Annotated in this window: 17 protein-coding genes; 5 read left to right on the forward strand and 12 right to left on the reverse strand. The window is 60.3% G+C overall.

Going from position 1 to position 22,950, the window contains the following annotated elements:
* Positions 1 to 33 precede the first annotated feature (33 nt).
* From M9827_RS18635 to M9827_RS18675, 9 genes are all read right to left on the reverse strand, one after another.
* The gene (locus M9827_RS18635; RefSeq protein WP_250606550.1) at positions 34 to 555 is read right to left on the reverse strand and encodes a DUF3455 domain-containing protein; all 522 of its coding nucleotides are present in this window, start codon (positions 553 to 555) and stop codon (positions 34 to 36) included.
* A 116-nt stretch (positions 556 to 671) separates the two neighbouring features.
* On the reverse strand, positions 672 to 2,357 hold the full coding sequence (locus M9827_RS18640) for an ABC transporter ATP-binding protein (protein WP_250606551.1): 1,686 nt from the start codon (positions 2,355 to 2,357) through the stop codon (positions 672 to 674).
* A 1-nt stretch (position 2,358) separates the two neighbouring features.
* Positions 2,359 to 3,381: an ABC transporter permease gene (locus M9827_RS18645; protein ID WP_250606552.1), complete on the reverse strand. Its 1,023-nt coding sequence runs from the start codon at positions 3,379 to 3,381 to the stop codon at positions 2,359 to 2,361.
* The gene (locus tag M9827_RS18650; protein ID WP_108227252.1) at positions 3,381 to 4,445 is read right to left on the reverse strand and encodes a microcin C ABC transporter permease YejB; all 1,065 of its coding nucleotides are present in this window, start codon (positions 4,443 to 4,445) and stop codon (positions 3,381 to 3,383) included. The genes M9827_RS18645 and M9827_RS18650 overlap by 1 nt, the downstream gene beginning before the upstream one ends.
* A gap of 1 nt (position 4,446) precedes the next feature.
* Entirely contained in the window at positions 4,447 to 6,312 is a 1,866-nt protein-coding gene (locus M9827_RS18655) for an extracellular solute-binding protein (RefSeq protein WP_250606553.1), read from the reverse strand.
* Positions 6,313 to 6,462: 150 nt separating this feature from the next.
* Complete coding sequence (locus M9827_RS18660) at positions 6,463 to 9,174, reverse strand: TonB-dependent receptor (RefSeq protein ID WP_250606554.1); 2,712 nt, start codon at positions 9,172 to 9,174, stop codon at positions 6,463 to 6,465.
* Between the two features lie 207 nt (positions 9,175 to 9,381).
* Complete coding sequence (locus M9827_RS18665) at positions 9,382 to 9,783, reverse strand: ExbD/TolR family protein (RefSeq protein ID WP_093433931.1); 402 nt, start codon at positions 9,781 to 9,783, stop codon at positions 9,382 to 9,384.
* A complete protein-coding gene (locus tag M9827_RS18670; protein WP_371857975.1) occupies positions 9,783 to 10,469 on the reverse strand; it encodes a MotA/TolQ/ExbB proton channel family protein in 687 nt (228 codons plus the stop codon). Before M9827_RS18670 ends, M9827_RS18665 begins: the two co-directional genes overlap by 1 nt.
* A gap of 67 nt (positions 10,470 to 10,536) precedes the next feature.
* Complete coding sequence (locus M9827_RS18675; RefSeq protein WP_250606555.1) at positions 10,537 to 11,358, reverse strand: energy transducer TonB; 822 nt, start codon at positions 11,356 to 11,358, stop codon at positions 10,537 to 10,539.
* 1,178 nt (positions 11,359 to 12,536) lie between these two features.
* Here M9827_RS18675 and M9827_RS18680 point away from each other — a divergent pair.
* Positions 12,537 to 13,160, forward strand: a complete 624-nt coding sequence (locus M9827_RS18680; protein WP_250606556.1) for a glutathione S-transferase N-terminal domain-containing protein — start codon at positions 12,537 to 12,539, stop codon at positions 13,158 to 13,160.
* Positions 13,161 to 13,305: 145 nt separating this feature from the next.
* On the opposite strand, the gene M9827_RS18685 is transcribed toward M9827_RS18680, so the two are convergent.
* Positions 13,306 to 13,746: a CBS domain-containing protein gene (locus M9827_RS18685; RefSeq protein WP_007918278.1), complete on the reverse strand. Its 441-nt coding sequence runs from the start codon at positions 13,744 to 13,746 to the stop codon at positions 13,306 to 13,308.
* A 234-nt stretch (positions 13,747 to 13,980) separates the two neighbouring features.
* On the opposite strand from M9827_RS18685, the gene M9827_RS18690 reads away from it, so the two are divergent.
* Positions 13,981 to 15,204 (forward strand): M48 family metalloprotease, encoded by a 1,224-nt coding sequence (locus M9827_RS18690; RefSeq protein ID WP_250606557.1) that lies wholly within the window; start codon positions 13,981 to 13,983, stop codon positions 15,202 to 15,204.
* A 66-nt stretch (positions 15,205 to 15,270) separates the two neighbouring features.
* The gene (locus M9827_RS18695) at positions 15,271 to 17,631 is read left to right on the forward strand and encodes a DNA polymerase II (protein ID WP_250606558.1); all 2,361 of its coding nucleotides are present in this window, start codon (positions 15,271 to 15,273) and stop codon (positions 17,629 to 17,631) included.
* Here the strand turns inward: M9827_RS18695 and M9827_RS18700 are convergent.
* Positions 17,596 to 18,066 (reverse strand): DUF1810 domain-containing protein, encoded by a 471-nt coding sequence (locus M9827_RS18700; RefSeq protein WP_250606559.1) that lies wholly within the window; start codon positions 18,064 to 18,066, stop codon positions 17,596 to 17,598. The two genes, M9827_RS18695 and M9827_RS18700, sit on opposite strands and share 36 nt — an antisense overlap.
* A gap of 25 nt (positions 18,067 to 18,091) precedes the next feature.
* Positions 18,092 to 18,913, reverse strand: a complete 822-nt coding sequence (locus M9827_RS18705; protein ID WP_250606560.1) for an aldo/keto reductase — start codon at positions 18,911 to 18,913, stop codon at positions 18,092 to 18,094.
* Positions 18,914 to 19,391: 478 nt separating this feature from the next.
* Here M9827_RS18705 and M9827_RS18710 point away from each other — a divergent pair, with 478 nt between their 5' ends.
* Together M9827_RS18710 and M9827_RS18715 are read left to right on the forward strand one after the other, a co-directional pair.
* Complete coding sequence (locus tag M9827_RS18710; RefSeq protein WP_007949952.1) at positions 19,392 to 19,907, forward strand: Hcp family type VI secretion system effector; 516 nt, start codon at positions 19,392 to 19,394, stop codon at positions 19,905 to 19,907.
* A gap of 126 nt (positions 19,908 to 20,033) precedes the next feature.
* Positions 20,034 to 22,940: a type VI secretion system Vgr family protein gene (locus M9827_RS18715; protein WP_250606561.1), complete on the forward strand. Its 2,907-nt coding sequence runs from the start codon at positions 20,034 to 20,036 to the stop codon at positions 22,938 to 22,940.
* Positions 22,941 to 22,950 lie beyond the last annotated feature (10 nt).

The raw sequence follows: 22,950 nt of genomic DNA on the forward strand, positions 1-22,950 counted from the left end.
AGCTCCCACAGGGGGCAGGGTGAGCCTGAGAGATCAGTTCGCCGCCCAGAAAATGTAATCCGCCTGGTACTTCACCACTTCCTGCTTGCCCTTGTTCGCGGTCGTGCATTCACTGCCCGGCGCCACGCCGCCCTTGAGCGCGACACGCTGGATGTAACTCACACCGCTCATCGCGCCTTTGCCCTCGGCCGGATTGGCCTTGACCAATTGATAGGGCAGGTTGCCAGGGCTCGAAGGCGCCACGGCCAGTTGCGTGCCGGTGACTTTCGAACCGTCCTTGGCCTGCCAGGTGGCCGGTGGGCCGAAATAGGTGCCGACCTGCTTGCCACTGCGATCATTGAGCACTGCCTTCGGGCCGACGAAGGTCCACTCGGTCTGCCCGGCCGCGTTGGGCTTGTCGCGGCATTCGTAGGTGATCTCGCCGACGCCGGTGGTTTCCATGGCGATCTTGTGGCCGTCCGGGACTTTGATCGCGTCGGGGTAACTGCTTTGGGCGAAGGTTGTCGAGGACAGGGCGAGCAAACCGGTGAGGCCAATCAGTTGAGTGATGTTCATCAGTGTCATCTCCGAAAAGGGTAAACCGCTGACAGCCGAAGAGGGCTGTTACAGGGACTACCCGTGACGGAGGCGTTTGGATGCAGTGCCTGAAAAATATTTTTTCTGGATCACCTCTATACCTGTGGGAGCTGGCTTGCCAGCGATGGCGCCGTGTCAGCCAACATCGATTTCTCTGATGCACCGCAATCGCTGGCAAGCCAGCTCCCACAGGGTTCCTTATTGGGCTTGAGGCCGGAAGCTTTCAGGAGTTCCTGGGTGTAGGGATGTTGCGGCGCGGCAAAGATGCCCTGCGAGGAACCCTGCTCAACCACCTTGCCATCCTTGATCACCATCAAGTCATGCGCCAGCGCATGCACCACCGCCAGATCATGGCTGATGAACAAATAGGTCAGCCCATGCCTGATCTGCAGTTGCCGCAACAACTCCACCACCTGTTTCTGCACCGTACGATCCAGTGCCGACGTCGGTTCATCGAGCAGAATCAGCGCCGGTTCCAGCACCAGTGCGCGGGCGATGGAGATGCGCTGGCGCTGGCCACCGGAAAACTCGTGGGGATAACGATGGCGGCTCAGCGGATCGAGGCCGACTTCCTCCAGCACCCGGATCACCGCCGCCTCGCGCTCGGCCTCGGTGCCGATACCGTGAGTCAGCAAGCCTTCGGCAATGATCTGCTGCACTGACATCCGTGGGCTGAGGCTGCCGAACGGATCTTGGAACACCACTTGAATCTGCCGTCGCAATGGCCGCATCAAGCGCTGATTGAGCAGGCTCAGTTGCTTGTTGCCGAAACGAATATTGCCCTCGGATTCGACCAGGCGCAGGATCGCCTGACCCAGCGTCGATTTGCCCGAACCCGACTCGCCAACGATGCCCAAGGTCTTGCCGCGTTGCAGGGTGAAACTCACGCCGTCCACGGCTTTGATGTAATCCTGCTGGCGACTGAACAACCCTTTTGGCAAAGGAAACCACACCTTCAAATCATCAACCTCAAGCAGGTTGTGATCGTATTCACTGGGCACTGGCGCACCGCTCGGTTCCGCCTCGATCAACAAGCGACTGTAAGGATGCTGCGGCGCCCGAAACAGCGCTTCGCAATCGGCCTGCTCAACGATTTCGCCATGGCGCATCACGCACACCCTTTGCGCGATGCGCCGCACCAGATTGAGGTCATGGCTGATCAGCAACAGCGACATGCCCAGCCGCTGCTGCAATTCGATCAGCAGTTCAAGAATCTTCTGCTGCACCGTCACGTCCAGCGCCGTAGTCGGTTCATCAGCGATCAACAGTTCCGGCTCGTTGGCCAGCGCCATGGCGATCATCACCCGTTGCCGCTGACCCCCCGAGAGCTGATGCGGATAAGCTTTCAAACGCTGCAAAGGCTGGCGAATACCGACCAGCTCCAGCAGCTCCAGAGTTCGTTCGCGGGCAGCGCGGCCCTTGAGGCCTTTATGAATTTCCAGCACTTCGCTGACCTGTTTTTCCACCGTGTGCAAGGGATTCAGTGAAGTCATTGGCTCCTGAAAAATCATCGCAATGCGGTTGCCGCGCAAGCCGCGCATCTGCTGTTCGCTGGCGTGCAGCAAATCCACGCCGTTGTAGCGGATCGCGCCGCTGCTGCTGACGTTCTTGCCCGGCAATAAACGCAGAATCGAATGCGCGGTCACCGACTTTCCCGAGCCGGATTCACCGACCAGCGCCAGGCATTCGCCACGGCGAATATCCAGGTTCAAACCGTGCACCACTGCCTGCCCGGCGAAGGCGACGCGCAGGTCGCGGATCTCGATCAAATGGTCGTTCATGTCAGCTCCTCGGATCAAAGGCATCTCGGCACGCTTCACCGATGAAAACCAACAAAGACAAAATCAGCGCCAAGGCAAAAAACGCCGTCAGCCCCAGCCACGGCGCTTGCAGATTGCGCTTGGCCTGGCCGATCAGTTCGCCCAGCGACGCGGTGCCGGCGGGCATGCCGAAGCCGAGAAAATCCAGTGCGGTCAGCGTGGCGATGGCACCGGTCAAAATGAACGGCAGGTAGGTGAGGGTGGAGGTCATCGCGTTGGGCAGAATGTGCCGACACATCAGTTCGTTGTCAGTCAGGCCCAGCGCTCGCGCGGCTTTGACGTACTCGAGATTGCGCCCCCGCAGGAACTCGGCGCGCACCACATCGACCAGCGCCAGCCAGGAAAACAGCGCCATGATCCCCAGCAACCACCAGAAACTCGGCGAGACAAAACCGGACAAAATGATCAGCAGGTACAGCACCGGCAACCCCGACCAGATCTCCAGCAGCCGTTGCCCGAGCAAGTCGACCCAACCGCCGTAATAACCCTGCAACGCACCGGCAACGATGCCGATCAACGCACTGATGCCGGTGAGAATCAGTGCAAACAGAATCGAAATCCGCGTGCCGAAAATCACCCGCGCCAACACGTCGCGGGCCTGATCGTCGGTGCCCAGCCAATTGCTTGAGGACGGTGGGCTCGGTGCCGGCTCCGCAAGGTCGTAATTGACCGTGTCGTAACTGAACGGGATCGGCGGAAACAGCATCCAGCCGCCCTGATCCTCGATCAGTTTGTGCACGTAGCTGCTGGCGTAATCCGGTTGAAACGGCAGCTCGCCGCCGAAATCGGTTTCCAGGTAATCGCTGAGGATAGGGAAGTAAAAAGCGTCGTGATAACGGATCACCAGCGGCTTGTCGTTGGCGATCAGCTCACCGCCCAGACAAATCAGGCACAGACCGATAAACAGCCACAGCGACCAGCGCCCGCGCCGGTTGGCCTTGAACTGCGCCACACGGCGCTGGCCGAGAGGGGAGAGTGTGAACATCAGGCAGTCCTCGCCGAGAAGTCGATGCGCGGGTCGAGCAGGGTGTAGCAGAGGTCGCCGATCAGCTTGATCAGCAAACCGAACAGGGTGAACAGAAACAGCGCGCCGAACACCACCGGATAATCCCGCGACACCGCCGCTTCGTAACTCATGCGCCCGAGGCCATCGAGGTTGAAGATGGTTTCGATCAGCAAGGAACCGGCGAAAAACACCTCGATCAACGCCGACGGCACACCCGCCACCACCAACAACATGGCGTTGCGAAACACGTGGCCGTAGAGCACGCGACGTTCGGTCAGACCCTTGGCCCGCGCGGTGATCACGTACTGGCGGCTGATCTCGTTGAGGAAGCTGTTCTTGGTCAGGATCGTCAGTGTGGCGAAGCCGCCAATCACCAGCGCCGTCACCGGCAACACCAGGTGCCAGAGGTAGTCGCCAACCTTGCCCAACGTGCTGAGGCTGTCGAAGTTATCCGAGACCAGCCCTTGTACCGGAAACCAGTTGACGTAGCTGCCACCGGCGAACACCACGATCAACAGAATCGCGAAGAGGAACGCCGGCATCGCGTAGCCGATGATGATCGCCGTGCTGCTCCAGACATCAAACGCGCTGCCGTTCTTGATCGCCTTGCGAATGCCCAGCGGGATCGAGATCAGGTAGGTGATCAATGTCGCCCACAAGCCCAGCGACAGCGACACCGGCAGCTTCTGCACGATCAGATCGGTGACTTTGGCGCCGCGAAAGAAACTGCTGCCCAGATCCAGCTGCGCGTAGTTTTTCAGCATCAGCCACAGGCGTTCGTGCAGCGGTTTGTCGAAGCCGTAGTGGTGTTTGATCTCCTCGATCAACGCCGGGTCGAGGCCACGGCTGCTGCGTCCGGCACCGCCAACTGCAGCGACTTCGCCACCGCCGCCCATGCTGTGCCCGCCGAAGCCCTGCAAGCGCGCAATGGCTTGCTCCACCGGCCCGCCCGGCGCGGCCTGCACAATCAGAAAGTTCACCACCAGAATGCACAGCAGCGTGGGGATGATCAGCAGCAAACGTCGACTCAGATAACGCAGCATGTCACTGGCCCCCCGCAAGCTGAGTGTGCATCTGTTGCGTGGTCAGCGCCTTGGCCGACACCTCCCACCAGGTGTTGAGGCCTTCGTCGTACGCCGGTTGCACGGCTGGCATGCCGAAGCGGTTCTGATACACCGTCGGTGTGCCTTTGGAGTAGTAGTTGGGAATCATGTAGTAACCCCATTGCAGCACCCGGTCGAGGGCGCGGGCGTAATGCACCATGGCATCGCGGGTGTTGGCCTGGACCAGCCCGTCGATCAGTTGATCGACCGCCGGGTTGGCCAGCACCATCGAGTTGGAACTGCCGACTTGTGTGGCACTTTGCGAGGCGTAGAGGCTGTACAGCTCGCGGCCGGGGGAAACGATCGGGTCGCCACTGCGCGGGAAACTGGTGACGATCATGTCGTAGTCGCGGGCGTTGAGGCGGTTGACGTACTGCGCCGAATCGATCCGCCGCAAATTCAGGGTGATGCCGATCTGCGCGAGGGTGCGTTTGAACGGCAACAGCATGCGATCGAAGCCGCCCTGACCGTCGAGAAAAGTGAACTCCAGCGGCTCGCCGTCAGCGTTGACCAGACGATTGTGTTGCGGCGTCCAGCCGGCCTCGGCGAGGAGCTTCAGCGCTTGCAGTTGTTTGTCGCGGATATAGCCGCTGCCATCGGTTTTCGGCGCTTCATACACCGTGGTGAAGACCTCTTCGGGAATTTGCCCGCGCAGTGGTTCGAGGATCTTCAACTCTTCGGCGTCGGGCAGGGCGGTGGCAGCCATTTCACTCTTCGGCCAGAAGCTGTTCTGGCGCACGTAAAAGCCGCGCATCATCTGCTTGTTGGTCCACTCGAAATCCCACAGCAGGCTGATCGCCTGACGCACGCGGCGATCCTGGAAAATCGGGTTCTGCAGGTTGAACACGAAGCCCTGAGCGGCGGTGGGTTTTTCCGGCGCCAGAATCGACTGCTGCAAGCGCCCGTCACGCAGTGCCGGGCTGTCGTAGCCGACCACGTAACCGGACGAGGAAAACTCGCGGTTGTAGTCGAACGCGCCGGCCTGCAGCAGTTGGCGGGCGACATCGGTGTCGCCGTAGAAATTCACCGTGAGGGTGTCGAAGTTGTACATGCCGCGACTGACCGGCAGGTCCTTGCCCCACCAGTCCGGATCGCGTTGGAAGCTGATGCTGCGCCCGGCGTCGACCTTGCTCACCCGGTACGGGCCACTGCCCAGCGGTGGCTCGAAACCGCCGCCATTGGCGAAGTCACGGGTTTGCCACCAGTGTTCGGGGACGATGCGCATCGTCGCCAGATCCAGCGCGAGGGTGCGGTTGAGGTTGTTCTTGAAGGTGAAGCGCACCTGTCGGGGGCCTTCGATCAGCACGTCCTGGACATCGGCGTACTGCTGGCGATAGCTCAGGCTGCCTTTGGTCATCAGCAGGTTGAAGGTGTAGCGCACGTCTTCGGCGGTGATCGGCGTGCCGTCGGCGAAACGTGCTTTTGGATTGAGGGTGAAACGCACCCACAAACCTTCGGGATCGCGCTCGATCTGCTGCGCGACCAGTGCGTAAACGGTGTACGGCTCATCGAGCGAGCGAAACGCCAAGGGCGAGTACACCCAGTCGTTGACCTGCACCACGGAAATGCCCTGATCGGCATATGGGCTGATGTAGTTGTACTGGCCGATCTCCATCGACGCGCGACTGAGCGAACCGCCCTTCGGCGCGTGCGGATCGACGAAATCGAAATGCTGGAAGTTCGCCGGATACTTCGGCGCCTCGCCGTACACCGTCAGCGCATAACTGCCAGCGGCCAGCGCCGAAGTGCCGGTGCACAGCAGCGCACTGCCCAAAAGCAGGCCTGCCATGTTGCGCAAAAGACTCATGAAATCACTCCTGAAAATCCCTGAAGAAACCCGGTCCCCATGTGGGAGCTGGCTTGCCAGCGATAGCGATATGTCAGTGAAGTAAATGTCGACTGATACGACGCCATCGCTGGCAAGCCAGCTCCCACAGGGTTTTGCGGTGCTCGTTCTTTAGAAGTGGTAAGTCATGCGCGCAAACAACGTACGGCCCAGCGGGTCGGTGTAGCGCGGGTCATAGCCGCTCTGGAAGTTGTAGGCCTGGTTGGAGAACGGTGGGTTGCGGTCGAACACGTTCTTCATCCCGGCATCGACATCCAGCACCTTGTTGAAGGTGTAGCCGGCCGACAGGTCCCACACCGAATACGACGCCACGCGCGCGTGAGTGTCCCGGTCGTAGTCGTTGTAACCGGTGGTGAAGCGGTTGGTCAGCGCCGCCCGTGCCGCGCCGAAGGTCCAGCTGCCGGTGAGGTTGTGCTTCCAGCGCGCGATCACGCCGTCACCCTGAAAATCGCCGACCTTGTCGGTGAACGGACCTTTGATGGTGCTCTGGAAGTCGTACTCGTCAACGTAAGTGCCTTGCAGACCCAGGCCGAACTGACCGTACGGCGTGTTCGGGAAGCGATAATCCAGCGACACATCGACGCCGTTGGTTTCGACGATGCCAAGGTTGGCGTTGCCGGTGACGATGTAGTTGAGCGTGCCGTCGGCGTTGCGCACGAAGCGGTCCGGGTAGGAACCAGCCTGATCAAACACGGTGGATTCCGGGAACGGCTGGATCTGATTGGAAATGTGAATCCACCAGAAATCCAGACCCACCGACAGGTTGTTGATCGGCTGGTAGACGAAGCCGAGGGTGACGTTGCGCGCTTTCTCCGGGGCCAGATCCTCGTTGCCGCCAATCTGATTGAGGAACTGTTGACCGCAATCGCGGCCACCGTTGCCGCCTGGCTGCACGACGCCGCCGGCACACAGCACCGGGTCGTTGTAGTAACCCTGAGTGAAAGTGATGCTGCGCGGCGAATACAGCTCATACAGCGACGGCGCGCGGAAACCTTCGCTATAGGCGCCACGCACCACCAGCTCTTTCAACGGCTGATAACGGAACGAATATTTCGGGTTGGTGGTGCTGCCGAAGTCGCTGTATTTGTCGTGACGCACCGCAGCGGACAGTTCGAGGCTGTCGAGCACCGGCACGTTGATTTCGGCGTAGGCGGCTTTGACGCTACGGTCGCCCTCGACACTGCCGGCCGGGTCGATACCGAGGCTCTGAATGTCGCCGGCGAACGACTCGAAGTCCTGATGGAATTTCTCTTTGCGGTACTCGCCGCCCAGCGCCAGACCGGACGGGCCTGCGCCGAACCAGTCGCCGATTTCACGGCTGATACGTCCATCAAAACCGGCCACGCGGCCAACAGCGGTGGAGTAGGCGCCGTGGTACGCCGCGTCGTCGATGTACTGCTGACCGGCCGCCGACTGCGGGCCGAACGGGTTGAGCAGACCGCTGGCCAGACCGGCGATCATCGCCTGGTCGCTGACAAAGCCACTGGTGACGCTGGAGACGATTTTGTTCTGGTTATACGAGGCGCCGACGTTGTAATCCCAGCCGCCCACCAAGCCGTCGAAGCTCAGCAGGAAGCGCTGGCTGGTGTTCTGGTCTTTTGATTCACGCGGGCCGGCAGCGGTCTCGCGCCAGTTGACGTCGACCGGTTGGGTCGGGTCGAGGGCGAAATCGGTCGGCGCGGGGGTGATGCCGTTGCCCGGGTAGTAAGGCGACGAGGAATCCAGGCTCAGACCGGTGAGCGGAGCAGGGCCAATCGCCGTGGCGTTGTTATTGCGCGACCAGAAGTATTCGAGGTTGACGTTGTGATCGTCGCCAAGCTTGCCGGTGGTCTTGCCGAAGAACGAGGTTTTCTCGGTCTGCGGCACCAGGTCGATGAATTCACGGGTGCTGAAGCGGCACAAGCCGTCGCGGGCGATCAGGTTGGGGCCGTTGCAATTGCTGTTGGCCAGCGGGTTGGTGGCATTGCCGTTCTGGCTGTAGTTGCCGGGGAACGCGGTGCCGGAGGTCTGATCGAGACCACGACCGGGGGCGTAGTCGGTGGCGAAGGAGCGGTCGTTGGCGTCGAGGTTCTGCTGCTTGTTGTAGTTGAACACGCCGAGGACGTTGAAGCGGTCTTCTTCCAGATCGCCGTAGCCCCAACTGGCGCTCATGTCTTTGGTCTGGCCGCCGCCGCTGTGGGTCGGGGTTTCGCCGCCGAGGGTCAACTGGCCGTCGGTCAAAGATTTCTTGGTGATGAAGTTGATCACGCCGCCGATGGCGTCGGTGCCGTACAGGGCCGAGGCGCCGTCGCGCAGCACTTCCACACGCTCGATCGCGGCAAACGGGATCATGTTCAGATCCACCGCGCCGCCGGCCGAGTTGGTCCCGGACAAGGCGTTGTTGGCCAGGCGTCGACCGTTGAGCAGCACCAGCGTCTTGTTCGCGCCGATGCCGCGCATGTCGGCGAACGAGGCGCCGCCAGTCGCCGCGCCCACGGAGCCTGCGCTGTTGTTGATCGACTGGCTGCCGGTGATGCGTTGCACCAGTTCGGCGGTGGTGGTCACGCCCTGTTTGCGCAGCTCATCGGCCTTGAGAATGGTGATCGGCACCGCCGTTTCCGCATCGACCCGGCGAATCGCCGAACCGGTCACTTCCACCCGTTGCAGTTGCGTGGTCGGCGCAACCACCGCCGCAGCCGCCGGGACGCTGGTGTTGTCGTCCTCGGCCGCCTGCACAGTCCCGGCGCCCATCCCCATGGCCACCAGATACAGCGGAACAAAACGGTGACGAGAAATCGTTGCCACCAATGGTTTGAGCGTGAAGCGTGGAGTGTTCATCAGCATGGTTATTTCCGACTTTTTAGACGTTATCGAATTGGCCTTGTGAGCCCCTCATTGCTCCGCTATCGGTGATACCGCGTGCGGAAAACCACTTTCTTCAAGCAAGCCGATCCCCTCCGAAGACGCGTGGCGTTTTTTCGGTCGGCTGGTTGCGACGGGAGTCAGCGAGCGGTGCCGGGTGCGTCTCTCAAGGCGCGCCCGGCACCGCACTCAGTGGGTGGTCATCACCGATATTTTGGTAATGCCCGAGCGTTCGATGGACGCCATGGCCTTGGCCACCTGGCCGTAATTGACGGCGGAGTCGGCCTGCAGCTGCACGCGCACTTCGCTGTCCTTGGCCTTGACCTCCTTGAGGCTGGCCTCCAGCGATTCCGGCGCCAGTTCGGTCTTGGCCAGATAGAACTTGCCGTCCTGATCGACGCTGACCACCACCGGGTCTTTCTTTTCGGCGGGGGCGACGGCGTCGGTTTTCGGCAGGTTCACTTTGATCGCGTTGGTCATCAGCGGCGCGGTGACGATGAACACCACCAGCAGCACGAGCATCACGTCGACCAGCGGCGTGACGTTCATTTCACTGAGCACTTCATCGCTGTCTTGAGTGGAAAAGGACATCAGCTGGCCTCCCGCACGGCGGCTGTGGTTTTGCTGGCGATGGCCTGACGGCTGATGGAAAACGCACTGCGCGAGGCGAGGGCGTCGAAGTCGTGGGCGAAGTCATCCATGTCTGCCGAGGCGAGCTTCAAGCGGCGCAGGAAGAAGTTGTAAATCAGCACTGCTGGCACCGCGACGGCGATACCCACGCCAGTGGCGATCAATGCGTGGCCGATCGGCCCAGCCACCGCTTCAAGGCTCGCCGAACCGGTTTCGCCGATGCTTTTCAGCGCTTCCATGATTCCCCACACGGTGCCGAACAAACCAATGAACGGCGCGGTGCTGCCGATACTGGCGAGGATCGCCTGGCCGTTTTCCAGCGAGCGGCGTTCCTTCTGGATCTGCTGGCGCAGGTTGCGCTCCAGGCGATCCGAGCGATTGATGGTGTGCGCCAATTGCTGGGTGGTGCGCGGCGAATCTTCCACCAGTAGCGCTTCGAAACCGCTGCTGGCGATACGCGCCAGCGAGCCCGGATACTGACTGGCGTGTTCGGCGGCGGTGAGCAGATCCGGCGCGCCCCAGAAGGCCTTGGTGAATTGTTTGTTCTGCGCTTTCTGCCGCAGGTACTGCGCCGACTTGACCAGCAGGATCGCCCAGCTGACCACGGAAAACAGCACCAGGCCCCAGAGCACGCCGGGGACAATCATCGAAGACAAATCGTTCATGGTGACACCTCGCTTGCATTATTCGGTTGTGCGTTGATTGAGCGTTCGGTTATTGCGGCAATTTGAAATCGATGGTCTGCGTGGCGAAGCCGTCGATCGGCGTGTCACCGCGTTTGGCCGGAATAAATTTCCAGTTCTTCACGGCGGCGACGGCCGCGTCATCCAGTTGCGGCTTGCCGCTGGATTTGGTCACCGTCACCGTGCCGGCGCGACCGTTGGCGAGCACCTGAATGCGCAGCACCACGCTGCCTTCCCAGTTGCGCCGCAGCGCCAGCGATGGGTATTCCGGCGGCGGGTTGCCGAGGCTGGCGAGGCCGGAAATCGCTGCCGATTCCTTGACCGGACCCGGTGCGGCGGCAGGGGCCGGTGGCGCGCTGGGTGTGGTCGGCGCAGCGGGAGCGGCCGGTTGTGCCGGGGCGGGTGGCGCTTTCGGCGGCTCGACCTTTTTCACCGGTTTCGGCTTCTCGACCGGTTTCGGTTTTTCGATCGGCTTGGGTTTCTCCACCGGTTTGGGCGGTGGCTTGACCGCGTCCTCGTCTTCCACCGGTTGTTCCGGTTCCGGCGGTGGCGGAGGAGGCGGTGGTGGCGGTTCCGGGGTGGGCGGTGCCGGTGGCGTCGGGCTGGTCAGCTCGACGGTCATTTCCGGAATCTGCGGCGGCGTCGGTAGTGGTTCCGTCCGCGATTGCTGGAGAAACCACCAGGCGCCGCCGTGTATCAGCGCCGACACCGCCACCAGCAACACCATCTGCTGTTTATTCAGACCGCCGGGTTGCGAGGTATTGGCTTTGAATACCGGCCTGCCCGGTGGCGGCGGGACTGGCGCTTCCCGCAACGGCCCCGGCAGGGTTCTGTGCTTTACCGCATCGTTCATTAAAGCTCCCTCGGGTTGATGAAGGGCAATAAGGTGCCGTCCGAACATCCAGGGGATATTCGAGTGGGTGGGTGCAACTTTCTTCAAGGTGTGCAGAAGCCGATAGTTCAACTATCCGGTAAACAAGGCTTGTGCAAACTTACTGGCTTAGCGCCATCGACTATGAGTATTCATTAGCCATTCCCTGATGTTGTTCTATGGAGGAGCTGCTGAAGGCTGCGATCTTTTGATTCTGTCTTTAAAGATCAAGATCAAAAGATCGCAGCCTTTGGCAGCTCCTGCAATTGATTGCTCGAACTCTGTTTAGCAACCGCTGTGCCAAATGTTGCTGGAATGTAGGTGGCTTATTTCATTGATGTTACCCATGTCGCATTTATATAAGTTTTGTCATCGCCGTGGTTTTTCTCTGGCGCGAGCATTCCCGTAACTCCGCTTGGCGGAGCTTTTTCAGAGGCGAGTCAGGCTCTACGCGGTATCACGCTGATCAGCGGGATAGAGCTGCGGCTTGGCTGGCGGCCGGGGCACTTGCTGGTGCGCGGCGGACAGATTTGGTGCGGGTCAATGTTTTAGCGGGTCACGGCGTATGTTCCTTGTTCTTGTTTAAATGAAATCAATGTTTGCAGTACTGAATAGTTCTAGTCGCTGGAGCCGTTTTGGTGCACTTGTAAAGTCGCTGGAAGTTATTGTTCGACAATCCCGCCTGCATTCATTTAATGCAGCGGTCGTGCAGTAATTTTTCCAGTTGTATTTAAAAAATAAATAGCACGCCATTGCCGGCGAATAAGTCATTGCCGATCACAGGGCGCGGTCATGGAGTCAGGTAATAAAGTAAAGGCGTTGGCCGCCGGGACTGTTCGAATGAACTCGGCGTTTTGTACAAACAAGCAAGCAGAGGCTGATGCGGCAGAGCGTTTGAAGATTCACGCGGTGAACTCCTTGTTGCCAGCTCGGATACGCGAACTTTTGGTTCGGTATCGCACCTTACAAGAACGCGGATAGCGTTCGATGATTGCTCTTGGTGCGGGATGGGCACCGCCAGCGCTGTTTTGCGAAGTTTGAATTCGCAAGTCGCGAGTGCATGGGAAAACCGTGCCAAAACCGATACACAGGCAGATTTTTTCTACAGCCACGCTACAGCCATCTACCCTGTGGCAATGGTCTTTTCGGGGGGATTGGATATGTACCAGCTCTACGGGCACAGAAACTCAGGCGCAGCCGCCATCGAAGCGGCACTGGAACTGTGCCAGATCGCTTACCGCTTCATTGATATCGAAGCCAGCGCCGAAGCGGCCGAGGCGCTGGCCCAGCTCAATCCACTGAAGCAGATACCGACCCTGCAACTGCCCGACGGCAGCGCCATCACCGAAAGCGCGGCGATCCTGATTCATCTGGGCCTGACGTTTCCCAAGTCCGGCCTGCTGCCTGCCAGGGCGGAGGATCGCGACCAGGCCATTCGCGGTCTGGTCTACATCGTCAGCAACTGCTACGCGGCAATCGGTGTCATCGATTATCCGGAGCGCTGGCTGCAGATGCCCGACGAAGCCTCGCGGCAGAATCTGATCGCTGGTGCGCGTGCGCGTTTGCACTGGAGTTGGGAGGTGTTTGCCGATCAGTTTTCCGCCGAGCTGTATCTGGATGACGAAACGCCGGGAGCGCTGGATGTGCTCGCGGCAGTGGTGACACGTTGGGCAGGCAGCCGCGAGCATTTGCGCCAGACACGACCGGGGTTTTATGCGTGGTTGCAGCGGATTGACCGGCATCCGGTGCTGGCGCCGGTATTCGCCCGGCATTGGCCGTCGTGATCGACGATGATCGTTCCCACGCTCTGCGTGGTAACGCAGCCCGGGACGCTCCGCGTCCCAATGCGTGACGCAGAGCGTCACAGGAGGCATTCCCACGCGGAGCGTGGGAACGATCAGGACACGGGATTGGGGGGATGTTTAGGGATTATTCCCCGCGAATGTACTGCTCCAGTTGCTTGATCAGCTCCGCCTGTTCGGCAATCGCTTCCTTGACCAGGTCACCGATCGACAGCAAGCCGATCAACTTGCCGTTCTCCACCACCGGCAAGTGCCGCAGGCGTTTGTCCGACATGATGCCCAGGCAGGTGTCGACGGTTTGATGGGTGTCGACGGTGATCACGTTCGCCACCATGATGTCGCGCACCGGTGTGCCCACGGATGAGCGGCCATGCAGCACCAGTTTGCGCGCGTAGTCCCGTTCGCTGATGATGCCGACCACTTTTTCGTCTTCGACCACCAGCAAGGCGCCGACGTTTTTTTCGGCCATCTTCATCAGTGCTTCGAGCACCATGTGATCAGGTTTGATCTGGTGCACTTCCTGATTTTTCTGATCTTTGAGCTTGAGCAGTTGGGCGACGGTCTTCATGGCGGTTACTCAGGTGTTGTCGTTGTTCTCCAAGCATCGTAGACGGATGTGAGAAGAGCAAGAGAGAAAAGCGGCCACGACATGGTCGATTGCGCCATGACAAGTGACCTTGTCAGTTTATTGCGGCAGTAAAGTTGGCTTTCGATAAAATGATGGCTATTTGAAATTGCTCTGGCCTGCCAATCGTAATAACGTTCGATTCACTTTATTTTTCTTGGCTCACAGGTACATATCATGGATGAAAGCACCGACGACTCCCGTCCTTTCCTTGAGGGCATGCCGGAGCAAGGCATGTTGTTTGCCTCCAGCGATCTGGGCGCTGCCCACGATTATCGAATGCAGCAGCAGCGAGCCTTCGGCGCCGACGACCTGTCGCGTTGGCGGTCACTGAGCTCACAAGTGCCGGATCTGATGAAATTCCTTCAGAGACAGTTTCGGGGCTTTCCGCTGGAGGGAGTGGAAGCGGAAATCATCGATAACCTTTCCCTGCCGGTTGGGCCGTTCGACGAGCCGCTGCTGCATGCGGGCATTGACGATGATCGCCAACAAATCGAACGCGCCGCGATTGAACTTGGCTACTCGTTGCATTCCGGTGTCTCGGCGGGCGTGTTGCACGGCCCGGGTATGGACGCCATGCAGCAACGGGTGATGCTGACGCACGCTAGTGTGTTGCTGGTCAACATCCACTTGAACACCGCCCTCCATCGTTTGGCCAAGTTACTCGCCCGCTCGACACCGGTCGATACGGCGGGAAAGGCTCTTTGGGAATACGCAAACATCCGCGACACGATAAAAGCGGATCAAGCCCTGCAAACGGATTGGACGCATTTCTTCATGGATTATTCATTGGATTCGGCACAGCCGGGTATCGGCCGCGCGATCCCGGTCTCGGGGCTACATCAAATGTGTCTATTGGGGGATTTCAGTGAGGCGATGAGCTGGTTCGTCATGGGACACGAGTTCGGCCATCACATTCTTCAACACACGCTGGATGGCGAAGCTTCTGCCGATGGCGAGTCTGCTGAAGTGACGCAAGGTAAAGAGGTCGAAGCCGACGTCGTGGGTGCCCGGCTCAGCGCCTATCTCGGAGAACATAATTTACGTGGCCTGAACTACATGGCAAAAACCAACATCGGGGCGGTATTGGTGCTGACCACGCTGGATTGTTTCAAGCGCGGGCGCCATCTGATGCTGACCGGAACTCAGGACGGCTTCCGCAAGGACGACGCTCATCCTCCTCTGCAAAAGCGTCTGCAGAGTGTTTTGTCCGCTACTTGCGGCTCTTATCCCGATGCCGATCCCGAGAGAATTGCCTGGTTCAATACGCTACGCGACCAACAGAAGATTGCTCATGACGTCATTGAGTTGATCTGGCGCAAAAGCAGTCCGCTGCTCAAGAAAGCTTTTGATGACGGCATGAGGGGCAAGACCAAGTTGGACACAGGCTGGCTGCCGTAAGCAGGCGCCGTTACCTTGCAATGCCGCGTAGAATGCCCCTCTGATTCAATTTCTGAGGTTGCAGTGGTGGATTTACCGCAGGGCTTCGTCCTGACCCGACATTGGCGCGATACCGCTGCCGGCACCGAAGTCGAGTTCTGGCTGGCGACCGACGCCGGGCCGCGCCGTGTGCGTCTGCCGCATCAGCCGTCGGTGGCATTTATCCCTGCTGAGCAGCGCGATGCGGCCGAACGCCTGCTGCATGACGAAAAGAACGTAGAACTGCGCCCGCTGGCGCTGCAGGATTTCGAGCATCGCCCGGTGCTCGGTCTGTATTGCCAGCAACACGGCCAGTTGATGCGTCTGGAAACCGCGCTCAACCGCAACGGGGTCGACGTCTTCGAAGCCGACGTGCGCCCGCCGGAACGCTATCTGATGGAGCGTTTCATCACCGCGCCGGTGCGGTTCAGCGGCACGTCCGATACTGACGGCGTGTTGCTTAACGCCCACCTCAAACCTGACCCGAATTACCGACCCAAACTGCGGCTGGTCTCGCTGGACATCGAAACCACCGAAACCGGCGAGTTGTACTCCATCGCCCTCGAAGGCTGCGGCCAGCGTCAGGTGTACATGCTCGGTGCGCCCAACGGTGACGACAGCATCGTCGACTTCGACCTTGAATATTGCGACTCACGCACCATCATTCTGAAGAAACTCAACGACTGGTTCGCCCGCCACGACCCTGACGCGATCATCGGCTGGAACGTCGTGCAGTTCGATTTGCGCATCCTCCACGACCACGCGCGGCGTCTCGGTGTGCCGCTGAAGCTCGGCCGTGGCGGCGAAGAGATGCAATGGCGCGAACACGGCAGCCGCAATCACTACTTCGCCTCGGCGGCGGGGCGGCTGATCATCGATGGCATCGAATCGCTGCGTTCGGCGACCTGGAGCTTTCCGTCGTTCAGTCTGGAGAACGTCGCCCAGACGTTGCTCGGCGAAGGCAAGTCCATCGACAACCCGTACCAGCGCATGGACGAAATCAACCGTATGTTCGCCGAGGACAAACCGGCGCTGGCCAAGTACAACCTCAAGGACTGCGAGCTGGTCACGCGGATCTTCGCCAAGACCGAGTTGCTGACCTTTTTACTCGAACGCGCCAGTGTCACCGGACTGCCGGCGGACAGAAGCGGCGGCTCGGTGGCGGCGTTCACGCATTTGTACATGCCATTGATGCACCGCCAGGGTTTCGTTGCGCCGAACCTCGGTACCAACCCGCCACAAGCCAGCCCCGGCGGGTTTGTCATGGACTCGCAACCGGGGCTTTACGAGTCGGTGCTGGTGCTCGATTACAAGAGTCTGTATCCGTCGATCATCCGCACGTTTCTGATCGATCCCGTGGGGCTGATCGAAGGTTTGCAGCACCCGGACGATGCCGATTCGGTGCCGGGTTTCCGAGGAGCGCGGTTCTCGCGCACCCGGCATTGCCTGCCGTCGATCGTCGCGCGGGTGGCCGAGGGCCGCGAGACCGCCAAGCGTGAGCACAACGCGCCGTTGTCGCAGGCACTGAAAATCATCATGAACGCCTTCTACGGTGTGCTCGGCTCCAGCGGTTGCCGCTTCTTCGATACGCGGCTGGCCTCATCGATTACCCTGCGCGGTCACGAGATCATGTTGCGCACGCGCAAGCTGATCGAAGAACAGGGCCACGCGGTGATCTACGGCGACACCGACTCGACCTTCGTCTGGCTGCGTCGTCCGCACGGGCAGGAAGAGGCGGCGAACATCGGTCATGCGCTGGTCAAGCACGTCAACGATTGGTGGCGCGCGCATGTGCGGGACGAATATGGCCTGGAAAGCGCCCTCGAGCTGCAATTTGAGATTCACTACAAACGCTTTCTGATGCCGACCATTCGTGGCGCGGAGGAGGGCAGCAAGAAGCGCTACGCCGGCCTCGTCACCCGTGCCGATGGCAACGATGAAATGGTCTACAAAGGCCTGGAAACCGTGCGCACCGACTGGTCGCTATTGGCCCGGCAATTTCAGCAGGAACTCTACGAGCGGATTTTCCAGCGCAAGCCCTATCAGGATTACGTGCGCGACTACGTGCGCAAAACCCTCGCCGGCGAATTCGACGATCGCCTGGTCTACCGCAAGCGCCTGCGCCGCACCCTCGACGATTACGAACGCAACGTCCCGCCGCACGTGCGTGCGGCGCGTTTGGCCGACGATTACAACGCGCAACACGGGCGCCCCCGCCAATACCAGAACGGTGGCTGGATCAGCTACGTCATCACCCTGGCCGGTCCCGAACCGCTGGAAGTGCGCCGCGCCGCCATCGACTACGACCACTACATCACCCGGCAACTGCAACCGGTGGCGGATGCGATTCTGCCGTTTGTCGACGACGATTTCTCAACCCTGATCGGTGGGCAACTGGGACTGTTTTGAGTCGAGCAACTGCAACGTCCATTCATCGAGGATGCCGTGGAAGTAGCGCTCCAGCGCCTGATTGAACACGCTGTCTGCAGCGGCAAACTGCGCGAACAGGGTCATCGAGGAATGAAATTTCAGGTCATCGGGATGGCCGAAAATCTCCGCAATCGAACGCTGGCGCACCTTCAACACTAACTGCGTGCACGTACGCAGGCGCGCGCCGAGCAGTTCGTGAGCCAGATACGCCCGGGCTTCCTCGGCCGAACCGATGGCGTAGCGCCGGGACATTTCACTGCCGCCCAGACCGGCGAGCTGCGGAAACACAAACCACATCCAGTGGCTGCGTTTGCGGCCCTCATCGAGTTCGCGCTGTACGCGCTCGAACACCGGATCCTGGGCCTGGATAAAACGTTGCAGGTTGAACGGGTCGTACTGATCAGTGCTTCTCATCGCGAAGCCCTCGCCAGTCGCTGGCTCAGACCATGGCCAGCCGTTGCTTGCGTTGTGGCGCTTTAAACACCTGGTCCAGCGCCGCCAGATCCCCGGCCTCCAGTTGCAGTTGCGCGGCGTGTGCATTGAGTTGCACGTGTTCCGGTCGCACAGCCTTGGGAATCGCAATCACACCATCCTGACGCAGAATCCACGCCAGCGAAACCTGTGCCGGGGTCACGCCATGACGAGCGGCAATGTCTTTCAACACCGGCTCGGCAAGCATCGCGCCGCCCTGGCCGATCGGACAGTAGGCCATCAGCGGCATGCGCTGATGTTGGCACCACGGCAGCAGATCAAATTCGATGCCGCGTTCTTCAAGGTTGTAGAGCACCTGATTGGTGGCACAGGCCGAACTCGACAGTTCTTCAAGATCGTCGACATCGAAATTCGACACGCCCCAACGGCCGATCTTGCCGTCCTCGCGCAGGCGTTCGAAGGCTTCGACGGTTTCCTCCAGCAGATACTGGCCGCGCCAGTGCAACAGATAGAGGTCGATGTAATCGGTGCCGAGCCGCCGCAGACTGCGCTCGCAAGCTTGCGGGATGCCCTTGCGGCTGGCGTTGTGCGGGTAGACCTTGCTCACCAGAAACACCTGATCGCGCAGGCCGGCGATGGCCTCGCCGACCACGGTTTCGGCACCGCCCTCGGCGTACATTTCGGCGCTGTCGATTAGGGTCATGCCCAGCTCGATACCCGTGCGCAGCGCCGCCACTTCACGCTTGTGCGCCGAGCGATCTTCACCCATGCGCCAGGTGCCTTGGCCAATGATCGGAACCTGAACGCCGGCCAGTTCGAGGGTACGCATGCAAACCTCCTTGCTGAATGTGTCGATACCTTTTAGTGGGCAGCAGGATAGCGCAGGGGTTCAATAAGCAAAGAGATCGCGGCCTTCGGCAGCGCTTTCCTTATGGGTACCGGTTTCCCATGCAGGAGCTGCCGAAGGCTGCGATCTTTTGATCTGGCGCTCTTCTTTATCCATCCACGTACAAGTGCGCAAGAAGTTGCGCAGTGCCTCGCCTGTTTTGACCCGGATAAGTCTCTACAGGCCGCGTAGCTCGTGGCCTCCAGCCAGGTGCGCAACTTCTTGCACACCACTGCGCAAAAAGTTGCGCACTTTCCCTTGTTTTTCATTGGCTTAATCACAGGAAAAGATCAGTCGATGAGCTCAAGGCATTGATCCGTATGGGCTACATAAAAGCTGGCACGAAGTTTGATGGCGCATGGCCATCCTTTCAGGCAATGGTGCCTGTGAGGTATGTCTTTTCAAGCAAGGAGAGCACCCCATGGCAACACCAGCGTACATGTCGGTTACCGGCGAAAAACAAGGCCTGATCACTGCAGGCGCATTCACCGCTGACTCCGTAGGCAACACCTACCAGGAAGGCCACGAAGACCAGGTCATGGTTCAGGCTTTCACCCACGATGTGATCATCCCGCGTGACCCGCAATCCGGTCAGCCTACCGGTCAGCGCGTGCACAAGCCAGTGGTGATCACCAAGGTCTACGACAAGGCTTCGCCTCTGCTGCAAGCTGCGCTGACTTCCGGCGAGCGCATGAGCGAAATCGTTATCCAGTGGTACCGCACTTCGGCGCAAGGCACCCAAGAGCACTACTACACCACCAAACTGGAAGACGCGATCATCGTCGCCATCAACAACAAAATGCACAACTGCCAGGATCCAGGCAACGCGCATTTCACCCACCTGGAAGAAGTGCAGTTCACCTACCGCAAAATCACCTGGACCCACGAAGTATCCGGTACTTCGGGTTCCGATGACTGGCGTGCTCCAGTCGTTTAATCGCGACTGATTGTTGTACCCCCTCGGCCGGTTTCGCCGGTCGGGGCGGATTCACTTCTAAAGAAATTTCGCCAATAGCCCCACAGCGGGCTGTTGCGCGTCGCAGCACTGCGCGAGGAACAAGGGATGTTCTCACCGGCCAACCAGCCTCATTTCAATCTGACCGTCGATGGCATCGACAGCGATTTCCAGGTGCTGTCCTTCACCGGTCGCGAGGCCCTCAACACGCCGTTCGAATTCGAACTGGAACTGGTCAGTGAGAAGTCCTCGATCAACCTCGAAAGCCTGCTGCACAAACTCGCGTTCCTGCAGCTGTCGCCCAGCGGCACGGGGATTCACGGGCTGGTCTACAGCATCGCCCAGGGCGAGGCGGGCAAGCGCCTGACCCGTTACAAGATCTCCCTGCGCCCGCAACTGGCGTACCTCGCGCATCGGGTCAACCAGCGCATCTTCCAGCAGATGACTGTGCAGCAGATCATCAGCCAGGTGCTGGAAGAACACGGCATCCTCGCCAGCGATTACCACTTCCAGCTCAGCGCGATTTACCCCGAGCGTATTTACTGCGTGCAGTACGACGAGTCGGATCTGGATTTCATCCAGCGCCTGTGTGAAGAGGAGGGCATTCACTACCACTTCCAGCACACGTCCAGCGGCCACAAACTGACCTTCGGCGATGACCAGACGGTGTTCCCGAAACTCGCGCCGGTGGCCTATCAGCAGGACTCCGGACTGGTTGCCGACAAACCGGTGGTCAAGCGTTTCGGCCTGCGTCTGGCCACGCGCACCAGCCGCACCACGCGCCGCGATTACGACTTCGTCAAACCGAAGATCGAACTGGAAAGCGACGCCAAGAGTTCGGCTCAGCCAGACCTTGAAGACTACGATTACCCGGGCCGTTTCGTCGATCGCGAGCGTGGCAAGCATCTGGCCAATCGCGCACTGGAACGTCATCGCAGCGACTATCGTCTGGCCGAGGGCAACAGCGATCAGCCGATTCTGGTCAGCGGGCATTTCCTCGCCCTGACCGACCACGCCAATCCGACCTGGAATGACCTCTGGCTGCTCACCGAAATCTTCCACGAAGGCAAGCAGCCGCAAGTGCTCGAAGAGTCGGTGACCAGCGACACCACCGACCTCAAGGACGATTTCCACCAAGGCTACCGCAACCGCTTCAGCGCGATCCCGTGGGACGTGCCGTACCGTCCGCCGCTCGATCACCCGAAACCAAAAGTTCTCGGCACCCAGAGCGCGGTGGTCTGCGGCCCTGAAGGCGAAGAGATCTACTGCGACCAATACGGCCGGGTGAAGGTGCAGTTCTTCTGGGACCGCGAAGGCAAGCACGACGACATGACCAGTTGCTGGATGCGTGTCGCGTCGAGCTGGGCCGCAGAAACCTTTGGTTCGATCAACATTCCGCGGGTCGGCATGGAGGTGCTGATCACCTTCCTTGAGGGCGACCCCGATCAACCACTGATCACCGGTTGCCTGTACCACGGCGCGAATCTGCCGCCGTACAAACTGCCGGATTTCAAGACCCTGGCCACGGTCAAGAGCAAGGAATACAAGGGCAGTCGCGCCAACGAACTGCGCATCGACGACACCACCAGCGAGATCAGCATCGCGCTGCGCAGTGACCACGGTGCGAGTGCGATCAACCTGGGTTACCTGACCCATCCGCGCCCGAGCGGTGGTCAGCCGCGTGGTGAAGGTTTTGAGTTGAGAACCGACCGCCACGGTGCGGTGCGTGCGGCCGCTGGTCTGCTGATCACCACTGAGCCACGTCCGAACGAGTCGAAACATCACAAGGATTTGCCGGAAACTGCCGAACGCCTCGCCACCGCGAGCGATCAGCAGGACGGTTTTGCGGTGCAGGCCAAAGAGTTGCAAGCCCAGGAAGCCGGCGATCAGGACGACGTGGCCAAGGCGCTGCACGCTCAGCATCAAGGCGTGCTCGGCAGTGGCCCGGCGAACATGACCGCCAATGAGTTCCCGGAATTCACTGAACCGCATTTGGTACTGGCCAGCCCGGCCGGCATCGCCCTGACCACACCGCGCTCCAGCCACATCGCTACCGGCGAACACCTGGCGCTGAGCAGCACCGGCCACACCAGCCTCTCCATCGGCAAACGCCTGCTGGCCAGCGCCAGTCGCGGCATGCGCCTGTTCGTGCAGAGCATGGGCTGGCGGCTGGTCGCAGCGTCCGGCGACATCGACGTACGAGCGCTGAAGGACAGCATCAACCTGCTGGCCAAACTCAACATCACCGCCAACGCCGACCGCATCACCATCACCGCCAAGACCGAACTGGTGATCCAGGGCGGCGGCAGCGCCACCACCTACAACGCCGGCGGCATCACCCACGCCACCAGCGGCCCGTACACCGCGCACGCGGCGAACTTCGCCTACACCGGGGCGAAAAGTCTCGCCGGGGTTTTCCCGGAGCCACCGAAACCGGGCAAGGGCAATCTGGAACTGTTCAACCAGTACGCCGGGCGACAAGGCATCAAGGACGGCGATTACGAAGTCATCGATGCACTGGGCAAAAGCATCAAAGGCAAGCTCGACGGCAAGGGTTTCGCCAGCGTCGCCGGTGCCGCACCGGGACCGGCGCGTGTGCTGTTCGGCAAGGATCCGGCGGACACCTGGAGCGATGGTAGTTACATCGGCAAGCCGGAATGGCCATTGAATCCGCCGGGGCCGGAAGACGTGCCGAGTCAGGTGCAGGCGATGGTCGCGCAGGTGTTGCCGAGCAAGAGCTGGGAGATGTTGGAGAAGGGCAAGGACATGGCGCAAACAGGGATGAGTGCGATGCAGACGGCGCAAGGTGCGATGCAAACGGCGCAGCAAGTGAAAGGTGTGGTGCAGGGCGGGGTGGCGGGGTTGCCGAAGCTGGCGAGTGCGGCGTTGCCGAGTGCGTCCGGGATTCTAGGGGCGGCGAGCAAGGCGGGCAACTTGCCGAGCCTGCCTGCACCGAGTCTGCCAAAACCTTCCTTGAAAACCCCGGGCCTGTTGGCGGGTGAGATGCTGTCATGACAACGGAAAC

It is taken from the genome of Pseudomonas sp. AKS31, from assembly GCF_023634765.1.
Taxonomy (GTDB): domain Bacteria; phylum Pseudomonadota; class Gammaproteobacteria; order Pseudomonadales; family Pseudomonadaceae; genus Aquipseudomonas.

What these genes read in the sequence shown, in the direction of transcription:
- M9827_RS18700 (WP_250606559.1), bottom strand. Translation starts at nt 18,066, where the DNA reads ATGAGAAGCACTGATCAGTACGACCCGTTCAACCTGCAACGTTTTATC.
- M9827_RS18640 (WP_250606551.1), bottom strand. Translation starts at nt 2,357, where the DNA reads ATGAACGACCATTTGATCGAGATCCGCGACCTGCGCGTCGCCTTCGCC.
- M9827_RS18680 (WP_250606556.1), top strand. Translation starts at nt 12,537, where the DNA reads ATGTACCAGCTCTACGGGCACAGAAACTCAGGCGCAGCCGCCATCGAA.
- M9827_RS18650 (WP_108227252.1), bottom strand. Translation starts at nt 4,445, where the DNA reads ATGCTGCGTTATCTGAGTCGACGTTTGCTGCTGATCATCCCCACGCTG.
- M9827_RS18645 (WP_250606552.1), bottom strand. Translation starts at nt 3,381, where the DNA reads ATGTTCACACTCTCCCCTCTCGGCCAGCGCCGTGTGGCGCAGTTCAAG.
- M9827_RS18635 (WP_250606550.1), bottom strand. Translation starts at nt 555, where the DNA reads ATGAACATCACTCAACTGATTGGCCTCACCGGTTTGCTCGCCCTGTCC.
- M9827_RS18710 (WP_007949952.1), top strand. Translation starts at nt 19,392, where the DNA reads ATGGCAACACCAGCGTACATGTCGGTTACCGGCGAAAAACAAGGCCTG.
- M9827_RS18715 (WP_250606561.1), top strand. Translation starts at nt 20,034, where the DNA reads ATGTTCTCACCGGCCAACCAGCCTCATTTCAATCTGACCGTCGATGGC.
- M9827_RS18660 (WP_250606554.1), bottom strand. Translation starts at nt 9,174, where the DNA reads ATGCTGATGAACACTCCACGCTTCACGCTCAAACCATTGGTGGCAACG.
- M9827_RS18655 (WP_250606553.1), bottom strand. Translation starts at nt 6,312, where the DNA reads ATGAGTCTTTTGCGCAACATGGCAGGCCTGCTTTTGGGCAGTGCGCTG.
- M9827_RS18670 (WP_371857975.1), bottom strand. Translation starts at nt 10,469, where the DNA reads ATGATTGTCCCCGGCGTGCTCTGGGGCCTGGTGCTGTTTTCCGTGGTC.
- M9827_RS18665 (WP_093433931.1), bottom strand. Translation starts at nt 9,783, where the DNA reads ATGTCCTTTTCCACTCAAGACAGCGATGAAGTGCTCAGTGAAATGAAC.
- M9827_RS18685 (WP_007918278.1), bottom strand. Translation starts at nt 13,746, where the DNA reads ATGAAGACCGTCGCCCAACTGCTCAAGCTCAAAGATCAGAAAAATCAG.
- M9827_RS18690 (WP_250606557.1), top strand. Translation starts at nt 13,981, where the DNA reads ATGGATGAAAGCACCGACGACTCCCGTCCTTTCCTTGAGGGCATGCCG.
- M9827_RS18705 (WP_250606560.1), bottom strand. Translation starts at nt 18,913, where the DNA reads ATGCGTACCCTCGAACTGGCCGGCGTTCAGGTTCCGATCATTGGCCAA.
- M9827_RS18675 (WP_250606555.1), bottom strand. Translation starts at nt 11,358, where the DNA reads ATGAACGATGCGGTAAAGCACAGAACCCTGCCGGGGCCGTTGCGGGAA.